The organism is Streptobacillus notomytis (assembly GCF_001902585.1).
Lineage (GTDB): Bacteria > Fusobacteriota > Fusobacteriia > Fusobacteriales > Leptotrichiaceae > Streptobacillus > Streptobacillus notomytis.
Genome location: NZ_LKKV01000001.1, coordinates 1 through 23,168, shown reverse-complemented (window position 1 = coordinate 23,168; position 23,168 = coordinate 1). Strand labels below are relative to the sequence as shown.

The following is a 23,168-nucleotide window of genomic DNA, read 5'->3' as shown; positions in this document are numbered from 1 at the left end:
GAGCTATGAAAGATAGGGTAGTAGGTGTAGTAGCAGAATTTAATCCATTTCATAATGGACATAAATATCAAATAAATGAGATATCTAAACAAAAACCTTTAATAAAGATAGGTGTAATCTCTGGAAATTTTGTGCAAAGAGGAGAAATATCTATTCTTAATAAATTTGAAAAAGCTAAAATAGCTTTAGAAGAAGATTATGATATTTTAGTTGAACTTCCAGTATACTATTCTATACAAAATGCTGATATTTTTTGTGAGTACTCTGTTAAGATATTAAATGAGCTAGGTTGTGATATTCAAGTATTTGGTATTGAGACTGAAAATATTGATGAGATTTATAAAATAACTAGGGTGCAAAAAGAAGAAAGTTATAATGAAAAATTAAGGGGGTATATAAAAGAGGGAAATTCATACACTAAATCGCATGAATTAGTATTAAATGAATATGGGTTTAAGGATATATATAAGTCAAATAATATCCTTGCTATATCATATATTAAGAGTATAGAAAGAAATTCATTTAATATATTACCTTATGGCTTAAAAAGGATAGGAAGTGGATATAATGATATTGAAGGTGATGGGAATATAGTATCTGCAACTATGATAAGAAAAAATATTTCTAAAGACATATCTAATTTTGTTCCTAAATCTTGTTTAAAAGTACTTAAAGATAGGAAAAATATTTTTGTTGAAGATAAGATATTTAATATGTTTAAGTATGTATTTAATGTTAGAACAAAGGAAGATATAATAAAAGTATATGATTTTAGTGATAGTATGTATAATAGGGTTAAAAGATGCATGAAAGAATCTAGAAACATGGAAGAGTTTTTATCGCTTTATGTTAGTAGAAATTTTAATGCAGGTAGGATAAAAAGGGTAATTCTTAACACACTTTTAAATATTGAAAAAAATGATATATCCTTAGATAAAGATGTTGAGTATATAAGAGTGTTGGGAATAAATGAAAAAGGGGCAAAATATCTTAAAAAGTTAAATAATCCTAAGATATTTGTTAATTGGAAAGATATAGAAAAACATATTGGCTCTAGTTTAATTAAAATAGAAAAAAATGCTTTTATTATTCACGAAATACTTACAGAATGTAAGGAAAAATTAAATGTATATTATACAAGATAGGAGGTAAGATGTGTTTTTATTAGATGATTATCTTTTAAACGTAATAGAAAAATATCCTAAGGTTACTCTTGAAGAGTCTTTAAAAGATGTAATGAAAAGTAAAAATAAATTTATTTGCGGGAAATATTCGCCTCTTTCTTTTAATATGGAATTTGAAGAAATAGCATATATGTCATCAAATATCAATCTTTATGGGTGGTATATTAAAAAAGAAAATGCAAAAAAGACTATAATTATTAGTCATGGTAGAAAGAATAATAGGATTTTTTGTCTTAAGTTTTTACAACTATTTACAGATATGCAACTTAATGAAGAATATAATATTTTTATACCAGATTTAAGGAATTCAGGAAAATCAGATGTTGCAAAAACTGCATTTGGTTATAAGTTTTCTGAAGATATTAAAAATACTATTTTAATGTTAAATGAGAAATTTAATACAAAGGAGTTTATACTTTATGGTTTCTCCCAAGGCGGTATGGGAAGTGCATTAGTACCATATCTATATGAGGAAGAACTTAAAATAAGAGGGGTTGTAATAGAAAAGATGATACTTGATTCTCCTGTATCAAATGTTAAGAAGACAATATTACACCATTCACTATTTTTAGGCTTTAAGATACCTTACGTGATAATGTCTCTCCCCCTTGCAAGATTTAATTTTAGAATAGATGGTAAATTAAATGAATTAAGATTATCTAAGGTGTTAGGAAAAGTTCCGACTTTAATACTTCAATCTGAAAAAGATGATATAACGCCTTATGATATGATAAATAATGAATATCAAATAATTAAAGATAAGAGCGTTGAAGATGAGAAGGTTATAAGACCAATATTTAAAGCTTTCAGAAAAGGTCAGCATGTAAGGATATATTTACAGTATAAGTGGGAGTATACTTATTCTTTAGAAAACTTTTTGAATTTATAAAAAAATATGATAAAATATACAATAGGGGAAAAGAAAAAAGGAGAAATTTATGACTAAAAAATTGACGAAAGCAACATATATTTTTTATGGACTTGGTGTCGCATATTTTATGTTAGATCAAGTTTTTAATCAATGGATACAATATTTTTATTTACCTTCAGAAAAAGCTATAGCAGATTATGGTATTAGTTTAATAATGCCACCTATATATCTAGCAATTGCATTTGTAATTATGAGATTTGTAGATGCTATAGCAGATCCTATAGTAGGATATATGTCGGATAATTCAAATTCTAGTTTAGGAAGAAGATCATTTTACATGCTAATAGGAATAATACCTTTAGCCTTATCGATGATAGCTTTTTTCTTCCCACTTACTAGTGGACCTTTAATGGCAACACTTTATTTAGCGTTTGTAGGTAGTATATATTTTATAGCATATACATTAGTTGGAGGACCATATAATGCTTTAATTCCTGATCTTGCATCAAATAAGGAAGAAAGATTAAATCTTTCTACAATGCAATCAATATTTAGATTAGTATTTACAGCTGTTCCATTAATATTTAGCCCTATTATTTTATCAAATATGATAAAATCTGGACGGAGCTTTATTAAAGCTATGAGAATAATGGTTACAGGGTTTTCTGTAATAAGTGCAATAATAGTAATAGTTTCTGTATTATTATTAAAAGAAAATAAGGTTGGGCATAAAAATAAAAGCGATGCTAAGAAAATTAATTTTAATGAAGCCTTTTCATATTTGAAGAATAAGGAAATAATGCTATATTTTATAGGATTTTTCTTCTTCTTTTCAGGATTTAATATTATTAGAAATTCTGTACTATATTATGTAACTGTAATATTAGGTCAAAGTGAAAAAGCAGCTAGTACACCAACAACTATATTATTTGCAGTATCAGCAATTTTCTTCCCTATAACTCAATTTTTATGTAAGAAATTTGATTATAGAAAGATTATGCTTTTTGATTTAGCATTAATAATACTTGGGATATTAGGGTTAATGTTTTTAGGTGAAAAAAGTAAATTAATGTTTTTTGCAATGTTTTCAATAGTAGGTGCAGGAGTAAGTGGATCAGCTTTCATATTCCCACCAGCTATGCTAAGTGAAATATCAACAAAACTTTATGAAAAATACAATGTAAGTGTTGAAGGTATGATGTTTGGGGTGCAGGGTCTATTTTTAAAACTTGCATTATTACTTCAAATAGTAACTACAACTTTAGTGCTTTCTATAGGAGGAAAAGGTGGAGCAACTAGATTTGGAGTAATGACAACTCTAACAATAGCAGTAGTATTTTTAATCATATCATTTGTCAGCTATTATTTAAAGAAAAGTGAAATATAATTGGAGGAATAAAATGGAAAAAAATGAATTAAAAGAAATTTCAAAAAGTATTAGAAGAAACATCGTGGAAATGATATACCACGCAAAATCAGGACATCCAGGAGGATCACTTTCAATAGCAGATATTTTAACAGTGCTTTATTTTGAAGAAATGAACATAGATCCTAAAAATCCAACAATGCCTAATAGAGATAGATTAGTATTAAGCAAAGGTCATGCAGTGCCAGCACTTTATGCTACTTTAATGGAAAAAGGATACATTGATAAAAGTTTAGTAACTGAATTAAGAAAATTTGGTTCTCCATTACAAGGACACCCAGATTTAAAAAAATTACCAGGAATTGACATGTCTACTGGTTCATTAGGACAAGGATTATCAGCAGCACAAGGTATGGCAATCTCAGCTAAAATATCTGGTGAAGATTATAGGGTTTATGCTATATTAGGAGATGGAGAAATGCAAGAAGGACAAATTTGGGAAGCATTTATGTCAGCAGCTCATTTTAAACTTGATAATTTAGTTGCATTCTTAGACTATAACGATTTACAAATAGATGGTAAAGTATCTGAAGTTATGCCAATAACACCTATTGCAGATAAATACAGAGCATTTAATTGGCATGTAATAGAAATTAATGGACATTGCTTTGATGAAATTAGAGCAGCTTTAAAAGAAGCAAAAGAAGTTAAAGGAAAACCAACAGTAATTATTGCTAAAACTTCAAAAGGTAAGGGAGTTTCATTTATGGAAGATAATGCTGGTTGGCATGGTAAAGCACCAAATCTTGAAGAATTAAATAAAGCTTTAGAAGAGTTAAAGTAGGAGGAAAAAATGAAAGCAACAAGACAAGCATATGGAGAAGCGTTAGTTAAATTAGGTAAAGTAAACAAAGATGTTGTAGTTTTAGAGGCTGATTTATCAAAATCTACTATGACTACATTCTTTAATCAAGAATTTCCTGAAAGACATATTAATTTAGGAATAGCAGAAGCAAATATGATAGGAACAGCAGCTGGTATGGCAACTACTGGGAAAATACCTTTTGCATCAACATTTGCAATTTTTGCAGCTGGAAGATCTTATGATCAAATAAGAAACTCAATAGCATACCCTAAATTAAATGTTAAAATATGTCCTACACATGCAGGTATTTCTTTAGGAGAAGATGGAGGATCACATCAATCTATAGAAGATATAGCATTAATGAGAGTAATTCCAGGTATGGTAGTACTTCAACCAGCAGATGCTACAGAAACAGAAAAAATGATATTTGCAGCAGCTGAATATAATGGACCTGTGTATGTAAGACTTGGAAGATTACCAGTTGAGGATATATATACTGATGAGTATGAATTTAAGATAGGTAAAGCAACTACATTAACAGAAGGTACAGATGTTGCAATTATTGCAACAGGACTATTAGTTAATGAAGCTTTAAAAGCAGAGAAAATATTAAAAGAAAAAGGAGTTAATGCTAGAGTAATTAATATGTCTACTATTAAACCTCTAGATGAAGAAACTGTTCTAAAAGCAGCAAAAGAATGTAAATTTATTATTACTTCAGAAGAACATTCAATAATAGGTGGCCTTGGAGGAGCTGTATCTGAATATCTTTCTGAAAATTATCCAGCAAAAGTAATTAAACATGGTATTAATGATGTATTTGGACAAAGTGCTGACGGAAATGTAATGTTAGACAAATATGGTTTAAGAGCTGGAAAAATAGTAGAATTGATTCTTGAAAATATTTAAGGAGGAAGAAATGACACGTAAATTATTTGGAGGGGTTAAAGAAAACATTGAAGCTGAAAAAGGAGCTTTTTTTTCAGTAGTTACAACATTTATACTAATTTTTACGCTGATAAATATTTTTGTATTTGGGGCATTAAATGCTGATTCATACAGATTAAAAGAAGAGCAAGCAAATCAAGTAATTCTATATATCAATAATTTAAATGATGAAGAAAAGAAAGCTTTACAAGAAAAAGTTTTAAACTTAGATGGAGTTAGTTCATTAAGATTTGTATCTAAAGATGTTGCATTAAAATCTTTAGAAAGAGAATTGAATGTAGATTTAAGTTCAGAACCTAATCCTTTAGAAGATGCTTTTTTTGTACATTTAAGAAGAGATGTTAATATAGATGAATTAAATACTAAATTAAGTGAATTAAGTGAAGTATCAAGCATAGATTTAAGGGCTAAAGTTGTTAATCAAACAGTAATGTTTAGTTCAGCACTTGATTATTTCATTAAATATGCAGTTATTTTCCTTATAATCTTTTCAGTAATAATAATATTTAATATAGTTGGACTTACAGTTAAGACAAGAAAAAGAGAAATATATGAGAGCTTATTAGAAGGAAAATCTAAAGAATTTATTAAAACTACTTTCTTTTTAGAATCAGTAATAGCAGTATTAATTTCAGGAGCTATAAGCTATTTAATGTATGTTCAAATTAGAAGTTCTATAGTAGGATTAATAGAAAAAGCTAAAGGTTCTACTGCTGTTCAAGGATTTAGTACTTTAGGAAAAGAAACTAATGTTTTATTTATAGTTTTATTAATTACACTAATATTAGTATTTGTTATTAATTATCTATTATTAAATAGATACTACAATATTAAATATTATGAAAAAAGTAAAAATGAAATAACAGAAGAAGTAGAGGAAGATTTTAAAGATTTAAGAGAGGAGCAATAATATGAAGAAAAAGGTTATGCTTTTTCTTTCTCTTTTATCTTTAGCATCTTTTGGAAACAATATTGATAAAAACAAGAATAGAATAAATCAGATTGATAAACAGGTAAAAGATAATACAAATAAGATAAATAATAATAATAGTAAGATAAATAATGCTAAAAAAGATGAGACAGCTATAAGAAAAGAAATACAGGAATTAGATACATTAATTTCTAAGTTACAAAAAGAATATAGTGTTATTCAAAATGAATATGTCTCTTTACTTAAAGAAATAGGTAAAAGTGAGAAAGAAATTAGATCAAGCATAAGAAAAATTGAAGAAAGTAGTAGAAAAATTACTGAGGGAAAAACAGATTATTCAAATAAGATTAATACATGGAATAAAGTAATTAATGCTAAGGTATTTCAAAAACAATCATTTTCTTCAGAATCAGCTAAAAAAACTAATGATTTAATAAAAATATTAGAGCAAGGTCAAAATAATATTAAAAAAATCGAAAAGTATAAGAAACAAGAAGAAATTCATAAGAAACAAGAAGAAATATTAAAAAATAAGACACAACAAGAAGCAAGAAAAGTAGAAAAGAAGAAAAAAGAACTTGAAAGTAAAAGAGAAGAATTAAGAAGAGCTAAGATTAATAAAGATAATGCAGTTAAGAGCTTACAAAATCTTCAAAATAGTTTAAAAAATGAAAACAAGAAGATAGAAATAACAAATTCAAGTTTAATAGCAGAAAAGAAAAGATTAGAACAACAAATTAATGCAATAATTGCAGCAGCTAAAAAAAGAGAAGAAGATGCTAGAAAAAAATCAGAAACAGCTAAGAAAAATCAAACTAGTGGAGAAAATATAGGTAAAACAGAAACTATTAAAGAAGTTGCAGTTCCTAAGGGTACAGGTAAATTTATAATGCCTATTAATGGGATTATAGTAGTTGCTTATGGTCAAGAAAAAACTAAAGGTATTACGAGTAAAGGTATAGAAATACGTGGAAGTTTAGGTCAAAATGTTAAAGCTTCAGATAGTGGAGTAGTACTATATTCAGGTTCACTTAAAGGATTAGGTGCAGTAATTATGATAGACCATGGTAACTTTATAACAGTTTATGGAAATCTTTCTTCAGTAAGAGTTGCAAGTGGAGCAAAAGTAAATAAAGGTCAAATTATAGGTATTTTAGGAAGAGATAGCATAACAAAAGAACCAAATCTATACTTCGAGGTAAGAAAAGGTGTAAACTATGTAGATCCAATAAATTATTTATAACAAAAAGGAGGAGTGGTAACATGAATTATATGGATAAATATAATAAATGGTTAAGCAATGAAAATTTAGATGCAGATTTAAGAAGTCAACTAGAATCAATTTCAAATGATGAAAAAGAAATAGAAGATAGATTTTATCAAGAATTAGAATTTGGTACAGCAGGACTAAGAGGTAAATTAGGTGCAGGTACTAATAGAATGAATGAATATGTAATAGCACGTGCAACACAAGCTTTGGCTAATGTTATAAAAAAAGAAGGCCAAGAAGCGATGGATAGAGGAGTGGCTTTTGCACATGATTGTAGAATATTTTCACCAGAATTTGCTCTATTATCAGCTTTAGTAATGGCTAGTAATGGTATACGTGCATATTTATTTGATAGTTTAAGACCTACGCCAGAACTTTCATATGCTATTAGATATTATAAAGCAATATCAGGTGTAAATATTACAGCTAGTCATAATCCTAAAAACTATAACGGATATAAGGTATACTGGGAAGAAGGTTCTCAAATTAAATCAGTAATATCTGATGCAGTATTTGAAGAAATTTCTAAATTAGATATTTTTGGTAAGTATGTTACTTTAACTAAGGAAGAAGCTATAGAAAAAGGCTTATTAGTAATAATAGGTGAAGAGGTTGATGAAGCTTTCTATAAGGAAGTTATTAATACTTCTTTAAGATCTAATGATGAATTAGATATGAACATTAAAGTAGTATATACACCATTAAATGGAGCAGGTAATGTTCCTGTAAGAACAGTTTTAGAAAGAAAAGGCTATGAAAATGTTTATGTAGTTAAAGAACAAGAAATGCCAGATGGAACTTTCCCTACATTAATTTATCCTAACCCAGAAGATTTAGCAGCATTTGAATATTCAGAAAAATTAGCATATGAAAAAAATGCAGATATATTAATTGCGACAGACCCTGATTGTGATAGATTAGCTGTTGAAGTTATGCATAATGGCAAAGTAGTTGCTTTAAATGGTAATCAAACAGGAGTATTATTAATCAATTACATAGTATCAACTATGAAAGAAAAAAATATTTTCCCTAAAAATCCAGTAATAGTTAAATCTATAGTTACAGGAGAAATGGGAACAGCTGTGGCTAATAAATATGGAATAGAAATGATTAATGTACTTACAGGATTTAAAAACATATGTGCTATAGCTAATATGTATGAAGAAAGTAAAGAAAAAAACTACATCTTTGGTTATGAAGAAAGTATAGGATATAACATAGGGACATTTTTAAGAGATAAGGATGGAGTTTCATCTGCACTTATGTTAACAGAAATGGCAGCTTATTATAAAAAGCAAAATAAAACATTAATAGATGTTTTAAATGAATTATTTGAAGAATTTGGATATTATAAAGAAAAAGGTGTTTCAGTAGTTCTTGACGGTATGGAAGGAGCAAAAAGAATTAAAAGAATGATGATTAAATTTAGAGAAATCTTCCCAAGAACTATAGGAAATGCTGAACTTAAAGAAATAACAGATTACAAGGAACAAACAATATTTGATGTTGAAACTGGGCAAATATCTCCATGTGATATAGAACCAACAGATGCTATTAAATTCTTATACGATGATGGAAGCTGGTATACATTAAGACCATCTGGAACAGAACCTAAAATTAAACTATATGTCTATGTTAAGGATTTAGTAGAAGAAAAATCATTAGAAAAGTTAACTGTATTTGAAAAAGAAGTATTAGATATCTTATATAGTATAGATTAGAGGTTATTATGGATGATATAAAAGAGTTGGAAAAATCTTATGATTCTATTCCATATATCTCTAAAAGTTTTAAAAGATGTCAACCATTACATCTAAAAAATGTAATGAAGATATTAAAATTTGAAACACAAGATTTAAATAAAATGAGAGTTTTAGAAATAGGTTGTTCTTTTGGTGGAAACATTATTCCTATAGCTCTTTCAAACCCTAATTCAGAAGTTATTGGATTAGATTTATCTAAGGTACAAATTGATGAGGGTAATAGCATAATAGAAAAAATAGGATTAAAAAATATTAGATTGTATCATAAAAATATTGTGGAATATAATAATGAGTTTGGAAAATTTGATTATATAATTTGTCATGGGGTATATTCTTGGGTACCCGATGAAGTAAAGGAAGCTATCTTAAAAGTTGTTAAATCAAGTTTGACAGAAAATGGAGTAGCTGTAATTTCATATAATACATACCCTGGGTGGAAGAGAATAGATATTGCAAGAGATTTAATGCTATTTAGTATTACAAACTTGAAAGATAGAGCCTTAGACATAAATGATCAAAATAAAGTTGAAATTGGTAAGAGTGCAATTAGATTTTATTTAAATAACTCTATAGTTGATGAAAATATGAAATCAGTATTAGAGAGTTTACTAGATAAAGATGAACACTACTTATACCATGAATACTTTGAAAAATATAACACCCCTATATATTTTTATGAGTTTTCTAAAATGTTAGAAAAACATGATTTAATCCATGTAATAGATAGTAGTATTTCTAATTCTTATCCTAACTTTAATAAAGAAGTTAAAACTGCAATCAATAATGAATGTGGAGAAAATAGGATAGCAAAAGAACAATATTATGATTTTTTAAGAAATGCACAATTTAGAACCAGCATTATAACTCATAGTGAAAATTCAAAAAAAATTAATTTAACAGATGAAATATTTTTAGAAAATTTAAATGATATTTATGTTAGAGGAATATATAACTTTGAAGATGGTAAATGGAAATATGGGGAAGTAGAAGTTGGAGATCAGAATGGAAAATTATTAAAATATTTAACAGAAAGATACCCTAGAAATATTAAAATTAAGGAATTAATTGAAAAATTTGGTAAAGATGAATATTATAAAATATATGGAATGATATATAGAGAAAATATAGAATATGATGTATATGAAAGAGGAAATTCTAAAGAAACTAAAATTGGTCCAATGAATTTAAATTACTTAAAATATCATTTTGAGGGTAATAGTAAAATAGCATTTTCTAATTATAAGGGTGAAATTATTGATATGCCTGAATATTTAAGCGCTTTAATAGACCTATTATACAAAGATGATTTAGATAATTTAAAAGAAGAGATAATTAAAAAATTTGAAACAGAAGAATTAGTTTCTAATACAAATAAAAATTTTTCAGAACTTGCAGACTTTGTAATAAGTGAAATTAAAAGGTTAGTAAAGGTACATGAGTTATACAGATAAGGATTTGCTTAAAAAGTGAATCCTTTTTACTTAAAATGATGGGAGTATTATGGAGAGAAGAAGACCAAAAGAAGAGGAGTATAAAGAGGGAAATCTTTCTTCTGAAGTAAAATATATAAATAAATTAAGAATTAAAGAATCAAAAAAAAGAGAATTAAAAGAATTTTCTTCAAAACTTGAAAAACTTAGATATGAAACTTGGGCACCTAATATAGATATTACAACTACTCATATTAAAACTGAGATAGAAAATATAACTGGAGTTAGAGTAATAAAATATTCAAAAGATTTAGAAGATAAAGATAATCTAATAATATATTTTCATGGAGGAGCATACTTTGCAGGTTCTACAGATCTTGTACATAATAGCTGTAAATATATAGCAGAACAAACAAATGTAACTGTAATTTCGGTTGATTACTCACTTGCACCAGAATTTCCATATCCAATAGCTATAAATGAAGGTTATAGAATACTTAAGTATTTAGAGAATGAATATAAAAATATTTATTTATGTGGAGATAGTGCAGGTGGAGGACTTGCAACATCAGTATGTATTAAAGATATAGAAGCAGAAAGTAATATAGCCAAGGGATTAATTTTGTATTATCCTGTGTTACTTATAGACCTAAATGATAGTTGTAGAGATGATTTTGTGTGGGACATTAAAGAATATAATATAGATGAAAATAGCATAGATAAACAGGCTATAAAACTATCAATATTATACTTAAAGGATATTATGCCATTTATTAGGGAGATGTATATTAAAACTGAAGAATCTAAGGATAATTATCTAATTTCTCAAATTAATGCACCAGATAGTTTACTTAAAAAGTTTCCTAAAACATTAATTTTTACCTCAGAATATGATTACTTAAGATTAGAAGCAGAATATTTTTATAAAAGACTTAGGGAAAATAAAATAGATTCAAAGTGTATAAGATATTTAGGTGAGGTTCATGCTTTTATTAGCAAAACAGGGTATAATAGTAATATTATAGATAGTGTAAATGAAATAAAGGAGTTTGTATGGAAATAAAAAAGGGAAAGGGACATATCAAGGGTTACCTGTTAAAAGAAGTTAAAGAAATAGAAAAACTAAGAACGATAGAAGTAGAGAAGCTAAAAACAAAACAATTCTCTTCAAAAATTGAAAAAATGAGAGCAGCAGCTTGTTCTATCAATAAAGATATTACAACGAGTAACATTAAGATAGAAATAGAAAAGATAAATAGTATTAGGGTAGTAAAATATTCTAAAAATTTAGAAAATACAGATAAATTAATAATATATTTCCACGGTGGAGCATATTTTGGAGGATCTACAGATATAGTTCATAATAGTTGTAAATATATAGCAGAACAAACAGAAGCAACAGTAATTTCAGTTGATTATTCACTGGCGCCAGAATTCCCATATCCAACATCTATAAATGAGGGTTATGAAATACTTAAGTGTTTAGAAAATAAATATAAAAATATTTATTTATGTGGAGATAGTGCTGGAGGAGGACTTGCAACTTCAATATGTATTAAAGATGTAGAAGAAAAAAGCAAAATAGCTAAAGGTTTAATCCTTTATTATCCTTTTTTACTTGTAGATATAAATGATAATTGTAGAGATGATTTTATGTGGAACATGAAAGAATATGATATAGATGAAAATAGTTCTGATACTCCATTAATAAAAGATTTAATAATGGAATTAAAAGAAATCATATCAGTTGTTAAAGATACATATGTTAAGACTAAGGAATCTAAAGATAATTATTTAATATCTCAAATTAATACACCAGATGAGTTGCTTAAAAAATTTCCAAAAACATTAATTTTTACATCAGAATATGATTATTTAAGATTAGAGGCAGAATACTTCCATAAAAGACTTAAAGAAAATAAAGTAGATTCAACATGTATAAGATATGCTGGTGAAGTTCATGCCTTCATAGATAAAATAGGATATAGTAATAGTGCTATAGATAGTGTAAATGAGATAAAAGAGTTTATTAATTAAGGATACAGTTCAAACTGTATCCTTTTTTATTTATATATTGACAAAATACATGGGGGGGGGGTATAATATTTGAGTAAAATAAGTATAAATAGGAGAGAATAAATGAAAAAATTATTATTAATATTATATTTTTCATGTATAATTTCATTTTCAGTTGATGTTACTGGACCAAGGTATAGGGCAGAGGGATCTCTAGGAACTCTTGGTTTTAGAGAACATAAAAAAGTATCGCAAAATAAAAATTTTTTATCAAGTTCTATTTCATTTTTATCGGAATGGAAGGGTCAAGTTAACGAAAAGTTTGATATTACATTTGGACCTAAAATTACAGGAAATTTTGCTATTTATTTAGATAAGCCTACAATGCCAACAATAAGACAGAGTATAATTTTAGGTGGTGAAGTTGACATTAACTATAAATTGAAAGAAAATATTAAAATATATACATCAATAGAAGCAGGAGCAGGTATAGGATTTCAAATTCCTATTATTAAAGGTGATCCTCATGTACAATTTGAATTTACTTCAATAAGTAAAATCGCATTTGGTGTTAAATTAAAAGACAAGTACAATGTGGCATTTTATACAGGACATATTAAAGGTCTGTTAGGTGTAGAAGCAGGATATACATTTTAAGAGAAAGGAATAATATATGAAAAAAATACTATTATCAATAATTATATTTATTGGTTTAATTTCATTTTCAAATACGCATCAAACTCTAAAAAAGGCTTCTACTAAAATAACAGGACCAAGATATAGAGTGGAAGCAACAATGGGTGTTGTTGATAAAGATGAAATTTCTAGTTGGTGGAGAGGAAATTTTTATTTTACATCTTTATCTTTTTTAACAGAATGGAAAGCACAATTTAATAATAGGATAGATGTAACATTTGGACCTAAAATTACGGCGAATGCAGAGATAATTCACATGGATAGTAATAGTGTTAATTTAGAATATATTCCAAGTTTAATTTTGGGGATACAATCAGATTTTAATTACAAATTGAAAGAAGATTTTAAGATATATAGCGGAATAGAGATAGGTGTAGGAATAGGAATAAAATTTCCATTAAATAATAATCTTGTAAGTAGTTCTATGAATGGAATTTTAAATAATAGTTATAGAGATAAACTTAGATCTATAACACTTGCGAAACTTTCAATTGGGTTAAAGATGAAAGACAGGTATAATGTAGGAATATATACTGGACATACTAAGGGAATTTTTGGTGTAGAGCTAGGATATACATTTTAATTAAAATTAAGGAGAAGTAATGAAAAAAAGTTTATTAATATTTTTGTTATTTATGGGTATAATAAATTTTACAAAATCCAGAAATGAAAGATATAGAATTGAAAGTTCGGTATATTATGTTTTAGAAAATGATTTAGCTGGTAATAATAATTCATCTGGAATATCTTTTTCAATATCTTTTATTCCTGAGTATAAGCATGAGTTTTCAAATAAATGGTCTGTTACATTTGGACCTAAAGTTTCTTTAACTGGTTTAACTATTAAATCTTCTGCAAGTAACAGGATGATAGGACGTGGTCATATTGGTTTAGGAATTAAAGGTGAAGGAAATTTTTTGATTAATAAAAATGTTAAAATATACGGTGGATTAGAGTTAGGGACAGGTGTATTTATAAAACAAATTGAATCAGTTAATAACATTCCATATTTTGGTGTTATACCATTATTTAGAATATCATCTGGTGTAAAAGTATTAGATAAATATAATATAGGGATATTTACTGGATATGAAAATAGATTTGTAGCTGGTATAGAAATGGGTTATATTTTTAAATAGATAAAGGCGGTCTTTGACCACCTTTGTTATTTTGATTAATCTTGAAATGAAGATCCATTTAATAGATTAATTTCATTTTCTTTTTTCACTAATGATTGTATCTCTTCATCTGATAATAATTCCTTATATAAAACTTCTTGTTTGTATCCTAAATAAGAAGATACATTATTTTTATCAACATTTTTAAAAGATATAACTTGATAACCATTTATATTTTTAATCTCAGATATACCCCATTTTACATCAAAGTTATCAGAAGGTAATGGATTAGGCACATTTGCTTCAGTTGAATGTTCAACTTCTATGGTATTATTAAATTCATCTAGGTATACTAAGTAAGCTATATATTCTTGATTAGAATCAACGTTATTAATATACATACTTCCATTTCTTGAATGAGTTTGTAATCTTACCTTTTCTTCTCCGTCTATATTCTTGAGTATTATAACAGGATTTTCATTAATTAATTTAGTATTATTATTTAAGTTATAATAAAAATCTTCTCTAATTTCCCAATAAGTAAATAATGTATTAGAATTTTTTGGTATTAATACTATTTCATTACTATGATATTGTTTTGGTAAAGTTTTTTTATTAAAATATTTTTTTTCTTGTTGTTCAAATATTAAATATTTAGACATCTCAACTTTTAATTTATCTTCATCATGATTGTTTTCAGTAAAGATATAACCACGGTTTAAATATTTTGGTTTTTTCTTATAAATTTGTCTTAATGAAGTCTGGTTAGGATAGTTTCTATAACTACTAGATTTGGCTTTTTTAATTTTTAGCATTTCTCTAAGACTAAGTTCTGAATTTTCTAAATCTATCATTTCTACTTTTTCCATGTTATAATCCCCTTTTATTTTATTTTTTTTCTTGTATATAAGAAATAAGATTATTAGTATTAGTAACAGTAATATAAAATACACTTATACATCTCCTTGTTTTTTTCTTTTTGTGTCTATTGCATCTATAAACATATTCTCTTTTCTTAAATTTTTATGATAACATGCAGAGGCTATCATTGCAGCATTATCTGTGCAATATTCAAATTTAGGAAATAATATATCTAATCCTTTAAAGTGTTCAGAATTAATTATAGCTTCACGTATAGCTTTATTTGCCGAAACTCCTCCAACTACAGATATACTCTTAATATTTTTTTCTTTACTTGCCTTTGATAACTTATCTATTAAAACCTCTATAATCTTATCTTGGAATGTTTTTGCAAGATCTTCTTTACTAAAATCTTCGCCTTTCATTCTCTTTTTGTTTACATAATTAGTAATAAATGTTTTTATACCACTAAAACTAAACTCATAATCTGAAACTTTTGGAGTAGGTATCTCAAAACTATTATTACCCATAATTGCCAATTTTTCAAGTAGAGGACCACCAGGATATTCAAGTCCTAGTATTCTTGCGACTTTATCATAAGCCTCTCCTATGGCATCATCAAGAGTTTCTCCAAGTAATGTTAAACCCTTATTTTCATTAACTAAGTATAGTGATGTATGACCACCTGATGCAACTAAAGTTAACATAGGAAGTTTTGGTTCATAATCTATAAAAGTTGAAAAAATATGACCATCAATATGGTTTATAGGAATTAAAGGTATATTATTTGACAAACTTAATCCTTTTGCAAACATTAATCCAACTAAAAGAGAACCTATTAATCCAGGAGTGTTGGTAACAGCTATGTATGAAATGTCGCTAATTTTACAATTAGCTTCTTTAAGTGCTTTATCATAAATAGTTAATATATTTTCTATATGATGTCTTGAAGCAATTTCTGGAACTACTCCACCATATTCCTTATGTATATCTATTTGACTTGCGATAATATTACTTAACACATTTTTACCATCTTTTAATATGGCAACAGATGTTTCATCGCAAGAACTTTCAATAGCTAAAATCAACATATTATATACCTCTTTTCTGTTTTCATTTTAACAAATTTGTATAAACTTGTAAAGGGAAATATATTGTGTTAAAATGGTAGTAATTAAAAGTTTTGGAGGTAGAAATGATAGTATATTTAGTAAGACATGGGAAAACGGAATGGAACCTTGAAGAAAGAATACAAGGTTGGGAAGATTCTCCATTACTACCTGATGATAAATCACATGAAAAAGCAGCTGAAAAATTAAAAGGAATACATTTTGATTATGTTTGTAGTAGTGATTTAGGAAGAGCTGTTGAAACTAAGAAAAGAATATTAGAAATACTTGGAATAAAAAATGAAGGAAATGAACATCCGGAATTTAGAGAAGTTGGTTTTGGCGTGTTAGAAGGACTTCCTATAGAAATTCTTAAAAGTAAGTATGCTGATTTATGGAAAAAATATAAAACGTATTCAGAAGATTTTGTACCCTCAGATTTTTTTGAAGGATTTGAGAGTGTAAAAGATGTTAAAGCAAGAGCTTTAAATAAGCTTGGTGAATTAAAAGGAATATATGGAGAAAATGCAACTATATTAGTTGTTGCACATGGTTCTATTATGTCTATACTAGAACATAATGGTAAAGAGTTAGATGAACCGGCAGTGATTATAGAAAATGGAGGAGTTTTAAAATTAGAAATTTAAACATCTAATGAAATACTAAGTTTTAACAATGAATAATTCAAAGTTTAATGATATATAATCAGAACATACCAAGAGAAAAAGATAAGAACTTTTTCTTCATAACTCCTTTTTAAGGCCGTTTCACCGACGGCTTTTTTCTTTACTATGTAATATATAATTTGAAGATTTTCCCTTTAAAAAATGTAGTAGATATGTTAAAATTAAAGTAATGTATTTTAGGAGGAAAATATGTCTAAATATAAGAAAAGTAAGAAGAGTATAAATAAAAATATAAATAATAACAACCCTAATGTATGGATAAATGCAATTATACTAATAATAGCAGTATTTTTACTTGGATTAGTTTTAATGGAAAGATTTATATCTACGGATACTTTTATAGAAACTTTATTAGGCTTAATAGTTGCAAACCTAAAGATAGTTTTTGGTAAAACGGTAAAGATATTCCTTTTATTAGTAATAAGTTTTAATTTTTTAGCTATTAAAAATAGGAAGAATATAAGAGCTATGCCTTTAATAAGAAAAATAATGTGGGTTCTTGCATTTATGTTCTTATCAGTTAGCTTAACTATATTTAATCTAGGTAAAATAACAGGAACTACAATGTTTGAAGCAGGACAGGAAATATTAGCAAATGCCTTTATGTATAAAGGTGGTGGGATAATAGGGGCTGCACTTTCTATACCATTTTTTTCTGTGATAAATAAGACTTGGTTTTTTGTTTTAACTGTTGCACTTTTTATACTTACTTCTTTTTTTGCTATGGGTAAGACTATTAGATTAATATATTTAAATATAACTAACACACTAGATTATTATTCAAGCGAAGAATATTTAAATAAGAAGAAAATAATTGAAGCAAAGAAAATTTATGAAAAGAGATTACAGGAAGCAGAAGAAAAACAATTTGAAGAAAACTTTGTAAACTACTTTGTAAATAAGACTAATAAAAAGTTAGATGATGAGATATTCAAAAAATTAGATGAAGATAAGATTGAAGAAAATAAGGAAGTAGAATATTATAGCGAAAAAGAATTGAGCGCTAAGCAAAAAGAATGGAATAAATATTATGATAGAATGCTTGAAATTAGAAAGTATGAAATAGAAAAATCTAAATTAGAGCAAGAAAAAAAAGCTCTTCAAAAAATGGCAGAAGATAATTATGAAGTTTTAAATAAAAAAGAGGAACAAGAAGAACAAATAGAAATACCTGAAATAGAAGAAATTATTGAACATAATAAAGTAGTAGAAGAAATTCAAGAAAACTTAGAGTTTGAAGAAGAAATAGAGGAAATTGAAAAAGTAGAAGAAAAAATAATTCCAGAACCGATTCAAGCTATAGATAGAGAAGAATTAAAGGTTGCACTTTCAGAAGTGTTTAAGGATAAGAGTATGGATCCTGAAAAAATATCTGAAATGAAGAAGGAAATAGAAAAAAATATAGAAAATTTAGAAGAAGTATTAAGAAATTTTGGAGTAGATGCAAAGGTTGTAGATTATGGAACGGGACCAACTATTACAAGATATGAGATAAAAATACCTAAGAATGTAAGAGTTAAAAAGGTTACTGAACTTGAAGATGATATAGCTATGTATTTAAAGGCTGAAAGAATAAGAATAGAAGCCCCTATTCCTGGTAAGGATGCTATAGGTATAGAAACTCCAAATAAAATCAAAGAACCAGTATATTTTTCTAATCTTATAAAATCAAGAGAACTTGATCAAGGAATATTACCTGTAGTATTAGGTAAGGATATAGTTGGGAATAATAAGATTATAGATATTGCAAAACTTCCTCATCTATTAATAGCAGGAACTACAGGAAGTGGTAAATCAGTTTGTATTAATACCATAATTTCATCATTAATAAGTAAGAAAAGTGATGATGAAGTTAAGTTCATAATGGTGGACCCTAAAATGGTTGAACTTATGCCATATAATGGTATAGCACATTTATTAACCCCTGTTATTATAGATCCCAACATGGCAGCTATAGCACTTAAATGGGCTGTTAATGAAATGGAAGAGAGATATAAGAAGCTTGCAAGTCTTGGGCTTAGAAATATAGAGGCGTATAATAATAAATATGCTAAGGAAAAGTTGCCATATATAGTGATAATAATAGATGAGTTAGCAGATTTAATGATGGTATCTTCAAATAATGTAGAACAATCTATAGCAAGAATAGCTCAAAAAGCTAGGGCTATAGGTATACATTTAATAGTTGCAACTCAAAGACCTTCTGTTGATGTAGTAACAGGTATGATTAAAGCGAATCTTCCAAGTAGAATATCATTTGCTCTAAGATCTAATACAGATTCAAGAACTATTTTAGATCAGGTTGGAGCAGAAAAATTACTTGGCATGGGAGATATGTTATTCTTGGATAATGGTAAGGCTAAACTTGAAAGAGTGCAAGGTGCATATATATCAGATGATGAAATTAATAGATTAACAGATATTATTAAGAGTAAGAAAGTTGCGGTATATAATAATGAGATATTGGTTGAAGAAGAACAGAATAATAATATGAGAGATCCACTTTATGAAAAAGCAGTTGAAATAGCTAAAAGAAATAATATAGATAGATTATCCATTTCATTATTGCAAAGAGAATTAAGTACAGGATTTAACAGAGCTTCAAAATTATGTGAAGAACTTAGAAATAATGGTGTTATTGACGAACAAAATAGATATATAAATTCAGAACTAGATTAAAGAGAGGAAAAATATGTTTAAAAATATAATTAAGGCATTAAAAAGGAACTTTGTTTTAAATAAAGATGTTAAAGACATAGGAATAGATTTAGGAACTGCTAATACTGTACTTTATGTTAAAGGAGAAAATATAGTAATAAATGAACCTACATATGTTGCAATAAATACAAAAGCAGAAGATAGTATAGAATTTATTGGAAAAAAAGCTAAAGAAATAATGGGAAGAACTCCAGGATATATGGAAGTAAAAAGACCTTTAAAAAATGGGGTTATATCTGATTATGAAATTACTGAAAAAATGTTATCTATTTTCCTAAGTAAAATTAAAAAAGGAGAACTATATAACGATAGAGTAATAATATGTGTACCAAGTGGAGTTACTCAGGTTGAAAGACGTGCAGTTGTTGATGCTGTTAAAGATGCAGGAGCTAAAGAAGTTTATCTTATTGAAGAACCTATAGCAGCAGCAGTTGGTGCAGGAATAGATATGTTTGAACCTAAGGGACATTTAATAGTTGATATAGGTGGAGGAACTACAGAAATAGCCTTTATAGTTTCTGGAGGTGCTGCAAAAACTCATTCTATTAAAACAGCAGGGGATCAATTAAATTTAGATATAATGGAATATGTTAGAGATAAATTTAATTTAAATGTAGGTGAAAAAACAGCAGAAGATTTAAAAATTTCTGCAACTAATTCAAATGACTTAGAAGAACTATTTCAAATTAAAGGAGCTGAATCTGTAACAGGCATACCTAAGGAAATTAAAATTTCTGTAAAGGAAGTTAATGATGCTATTAATAAGAGTATAGATCATATAATATATGAGATAGATAAGGTTATTGAAGAAATTACACCAGAAATAGCTGCTGATATATATGAAACAGGTATATATCTATCTGGTGGAGGAGCAAGTATAAAAATATTAAAAGATAAAATAGAAGAGAAGTTCAAATTAAAAGTTACGGTATGTAACGAACCTATATACGCTGTAATAAATGGGATAGCAAATATATTCCAAGAATTTGAAAAATATAAAAATATGCTACTCCCAACTACGAATGAATATTAAGGGGAAATATGAAATCAGATTTAGAAGCAATTTTATTTATCTCTAAAGAAAGTATAAGTCTTTCAGAATTATCATCTTTTTTTAAAGTAAATGAAGATGAAATGAAAAAAGTTATAGAAGAATTAGTTGATGATTATAAAGAAAAAGGAATAAATGTATGTTTTGAAAATGAAGAAGTTTTTTTAAGAACTAATGCTTTAAAAGGTGAGCTTATTAAAAACTTTTTCACTCCAGAACTTAAATTAAGAAAATTATCTAAATCTTCTTTTGAAGTTTTAGCTATAATTGCATATAAAGGACCTATAACTAAATCTGAAATAGAGGAAATTAGAAGTTCTGGTGCAGATCATATTATACCTGTACTACTTGATAAGAAGCTAATATATATTAGTGGTAGAAAAAAAACTTTAGGTAACCCTAATCTATATGAAGTAACTGAGGATTTTTATGCTTATTTAGGTATAGGAAATAAAGATGAATTACTAGAATTTGATAAAAGTAACTGGCTTATGAACAGAAAGGAAGAAGATGAGAATAAATAAGTATATAGCTGAATCTGGATTTTGTTCCAGAAGAAAAGCTGATGATTTAATTATAGAAGGTAGAGTAACTATTAATAAGAATATTGCTGTTATAGGTAGTGAAGTAGAAGATGGCGATATAGTTAGAATAGATGGAGAAAAGGTTACAGTAAAAAAAGAATACGAATACTATATTCTAAATAAGCCTAAAAGAGTATTATGCTCTAATGAAGATAGACAAGGAAGAACACTTGCTGTAGATTTAATTAAGTCTAAGAAAAGATTATTTACTTATGGTAGATTAGACTATATGACAGAAGGGCTAATAATAATTAGTAATGATGGGAATATATATAATAATGTTATGCATCCTAAGAAAAAATTATACAAAAGTTATATTGCAAAAATAGATAGTGATATAACTGATGATCATATAGAAGCTTTAAAACATGGAGTAGTTATTGAAGGACAAAGAACTCTTCCTGCAAAAGTTAAGGTTATAACTAAAAGAGAAGTAAGGGTTGCTATACATGAAGGAAGAAATAGACAGATTAGAAAAATGTTTGAAGTTTTAGGTTATACAGTTAAATCTTTAATAAGGGTAAAGGTTGGGGAACTTTCACTTAAAGGATTGGAAACTGGAAAATATAGAAAAATGACAGAAGAAGAAATTAAGTATCTTAAAAGTCTATAATAAAATATGAGAATTTTAAAGTTCTCATATTTTTAAATGTTGACAAAACGAGTTGGGGGGGGGTATAATTGAGGAAATAAAAAGTATAATAAGTCGTTACAAGGAGGGGAAGATTGCACAACCTTATTGTGTGCACTAAAGATGAGAAACATTAATTTGATTAAAATTCTTTTATTAATTTCTGTAATTACCTATACAAATACAAATTCAAATATAAGTACAGATAATAATAAAGTAAAAATAGGAAGTGAAGCAAAAGACACTGGAGATAAATCAATAGCTATAGGATATAAGGCAGAAGCTGAAAAGCAAGAATCAATAGCAATAGGATCAGAGGCAACCTCTAAAGCAACTAGTGGTATATCTATAGGAAAAGGAGCTAAAACAGAAGGTCTTAATGGTGCTGAAAGCTCAGATACAATAGCAATAGGTACAAACTCAAAGGCTCATTCAAATAATGCTATAGCAATAGGAAATAAAGCTGAGGCGAATACAACAGATAGTATAGCAATAGGTAAAAGTTCAAAAACTGATGGACAAAATGCCATATCAATAGGAGCAGAAAGTCAGGCTAATTCAGGATCTATAGCATTAGGAAAAAAGGCTATAAGTCACAATAAGGGAATATCTATAGGAGAGGAAACTAATTCACAACTTAATGGAGTAGTAATAGGTCATAGAGCTAAGTCTAGTGGTTCATATAGTGAAAATAACGTGGCTATAGGAGCAGATAGTAAAATAGATGATGATCTATTTGGAGCAACAGCTTTAGGTAGTAATGCAAAAGTCGAGTCTGATCATTCTGTTGCATTAGGTTCATATTCAGTAGCTAAAAAGAATGATGAAGAAAGACTGGGATATGATGCATTAACTAATGAAACAGTTAAGTTAGAAGATAAATTGACAGATGATCAAAAGAAAAAGTACACAGATTTAAAAAATGAAATTGAAAAATTATTACAAAGTGCTGAAACTGAAGATAAAGTTAACATGGTTCCTAACTCTAGCAATAAAATGCAAAAAATTATAAAAAATGGAACAAATATTGATGAAAAATATAGAGAATACTCAAAAATAGCAAGTGCTTG

General features: G+C 27.3%; 21 protein-coding genes and 1 pseudogene. 20 read left to right on the top strand and 2 right to left on the bottom strand.

Going from position 1 to position 23,168, the window contains the following annotated elements; all coding sequences use genetic code 11:
- Nucleotides 1-5: 5 nt before the first annotated feature.
- The 14 genes from BUE91_RS00110 (at nt 6) to BUE91_RS00045 (ending at nt 14,479) form a co-directional block, all read left to right on the top strand.
- Nucleotides 6-1,145: a nucleotidyltransferase family protein gene (locus tag BUE91_RS00110; RefSeq protein WP_073507556.1), complete on the top strand. Its 1,140-nt coding sequence runs from the start codon at nt 6-8 to the stop codon at nt 1,143-1,145.
- Nucleotides 1,146-1,155: 10 nt separating this feature from the next.
- The gene (locus BUE91_RS00105; RefSeq protein ID WP_073507555.1) at nt 1,156-2,073 is read left to right on the top strand and encodes an alpha/beta hydrolase; all 918 of its coding nucleotides are present in this window, start codon (nt 1,156-1,158) and stop codon (nt 2,071-2,073) included.
- A 49-nt stretch (nt 2,074-2,122) separates the two neighbouring features.
- The gene (locus tag BUE91_RS00100; protein WP_073507554.1) at nt 2,123-3,442 is read left to right on the top strand and encodes an MFS transporter; all 1,320 of its coding nucleotides are present in this window, start codon (nt 2,123-2,125) and stop codon (nt 3,440-3,442) included.
- A gap of 13 nt (nt 3,443-3,455) precedes the next feature.
- On the top strand, nt 3,456-4,265 hold the full coding sequence (locus BUE91_RS00095) for a transketolase (RefSeq protein ID WP_066899901.1): 810 nt from the start codon (nt 3,456-3,458) through the stop codon (nt 4,263-4,265).
- A gap of 9 nt (nt 4,266-4,274) precedes the next feature.
- Nucleotides 4,275-5,195 carry a transketolase family protein gene (locus BUE91_RS00090; RefSeq protein ID WP_066899903.1) on the top strand — a complete coding sequence of 307 codons (921 nt, stop codon included), beginning with the start codon at nt 4,275-4,277 and terminating at the stop codon, nt 5,193-5,195.
- A 10-nt stretch (nt 5,196-5,205) separates the two neighbouring features.
- A complete protein-coding gene (locus BUE91_RS00085; protein ID WP_073507553.1) occupies nt 5,206-6,144 on the top strand; it encodes a cell division protein FtsX in 939 nt (312 codons plus the stop codon).
- A 1-nt stretch (nt 6,145) separates the two neighbouring features.
- The gene (locus BUE91_RS00080; RefSeq protein WP_073507552.1) at nt 6,146-7,408 is read left to right on the top strand and encodes a murein hydrolase activator EnvC family protein; all 1,263 of its coding nucleotides are present in this window, start codon (nt 6,146-6,148) and stop codon (nt 7,406-7,408) included.
- Between the two features lie 20 nt (nt 7,409-7,428).
- On the top strand, nt 7,429-9,156 hold the full coding sequence (locus BUE91_RS00075) for a phospho-sugar mutase (protein WP_073507551.1): 1,728 nt from the start codon (nt 7,429-7,431) through the stop codon (nt 9,154-9,156).
- 8 nt (nt 9,157-9,164) lie between these two features.
- Nucleotides 9,165-10,649, top strand: a complete 1,485-nt coding sequence (locus BUE91_RS00070; protein WP_073507550.1) for a methyltransferase regulatory domain-containing protein — start codon at nt 9,165-9,167, stop codon at nt 10,647-10,649.
- 49 nt (nt 10,650-10,698) lie between these two features.
- Entirely contained in the window at nt 10,699-11,691 is a 993-nt protein-coding gene (locus BUE91_RS00065; RefSeq protein ID WP_066899915.1) for an alpha/beta hydrolase, read from the top strand.
- Nucleotides 11,682-12,665, top strand: a complete 984-nt coding sequence (locus tag BUE91_RS00060) for an alpha/beta hydrolase (RefSeq protein WP_073507549.1) — start codon at nt 11,682-11,684, stop codon at nt 12,663-12,665. The genes BUE91_RS00065 and BUE91_RS00060 overlap by 10 nt, the downstream gene beginning before the upstream one ends.
- A gap of 102 nt (nt 12,666-12,767) precedes the next feature.
- Nucleotides 12,768-13,301 (top strand): hypothetical protein, encoded by a 534-nt coding sequence (locus tag BUE91_RS00055; RefSeq protein WP_073507548.1) that lies wholly within the window; start codon nt 12,768-12,770, stop codon nt 13,299-13,301.
- A 16-nt stretch (nt 13,302-13,317) separates the two neighbouring features.
- Nucleotides 13,318-13,923 (top strand): hypothetical protein, encoded by a 606-nt coding sequence (locus tag BUE91_RS00050; protein ID WP_073507547.1) that lies wholly within the window; start codon nt 13,318-13,320, stop codon nt 13,921-13,923.
- Nucleotides 13,924-13,942: 19 nt separating this feature from the next.
- Nucleotides 13,943-14,479, top strand: a complete 537-nt coding sequence (locus BUE91_RS00045) for a hypothetical protein (RefSeq protein ID WP_073507546.1) — start codon at nt 13,943-13,945, stop codon at nt 14,477-14,479.
- A gap of 35 nt (nt 14,480-14,514) precedes the next feature.
- Here BUE91_RS00045 and BUE91_RS00040 read toward each other — a convergent pair whose 3' ends face one another.
- Together BUE91_RS00040 and tsaD are read right to left on the bottom strand one after the other, a co-directional pair.
- Entirely contained in the window at nt 14,515-15,327 is an 813-nt protein-coding gene (locus BUE91_RS00040) for a DUF4912 domain-containing protein (protein ID WP_143605228.1), read from the bottom strand.
- Nucleotides 15,328-15,411: 84 nt separating this feature from the next.
- The gene (tsaD, locus tag BUE91_RS00035) at nt 15,412-16,410 is read right to left on the bottom strand and encodes a tRNA (adenosine(37)-N6)-threonylcarbamoyltransferase complex transferase subunit TsaD (RefSeq protein WP_073507544.1); all 999 of its coding nucleotides are present in this window, start codon (nt 16,408-16,410) and stop codon (nt 15,412-15,414) included.
- A 104-nt stretch (nt 16,411-16,514) separates the two neighbouring features.
- On the opposite strand from tsaD, the gene BUE91_RS00030 reads away from it, so the two are divergent.
- The 6 genes and pseudogenes from BUE91_RS00030 to BUE91_RS00005 form a co-directional block, all read left to right on the top strand.
- Nucleotides 16,515-17,075, top strand: a complete 561-nt coding sequence (locus BUE91_RS00030; protein WP_073507543.1) for a histidine phosphatase family protein — start codon at nt 16,515-16,517, stop codon at nt 17,073-17,075.
- Between the two features lie 228 nt (nt 17,076-17,303).
- Entirely contained in the window at nt 17,304-19,793 is a 2,490-nt protein-coding gene (locus BUE91_RS00025; RefSeq protein ID WP_083573690.1) for a DNA translocase FtsK, read from the top strand.
- Nucleotides 19,794-19,806: 13 nt separating this feature from the next.
- Nucleotides 19,807-20,865, top strand: a complete 1,059-nt coding sequence (mreB, locus tag BUE91_RS00020) for a rod shape-determining protein (RefSeq protein WP_066899934.1) — start codon at nt 19,807-19,809, stop codon at nt 20,863-20,865.
- Nucleotides 20,866-20,873: 8 nt separating this feature from the next.
- On the top strand, nt 20,874-21,407 hold the full coding sequence (gene scpB / locus BUE91_RS00015) for an SMC-Scp complex subunit ScpB (RefSeq protein ID WP_066899936.1): 534 nt from the start codon (nt 20,874-20,876) through the stop codon (nt 21,405-21,407).
- Complete coding sequence (locus BUE91_RS00010) at nt 21,394-22,080, top strand: pseudouridine synthase (RefSeq protein ID WP_073507542.1); 687 nt, start codon at nt 21,394-21,396, stop codon at nt 22,078-22,080. The genes scpB and BUE91_RS00010 overlap by 14 nt, the downstream gene beginning before the upstream one ends.
- Before the next feature lie 141 nt (nt 22,081-22,221).
- Nucleotides 22,222-23,168: pseudogene (locus BUE91_RS00005) on the top strand (YadA-like family protein); the annotation flags it as partial.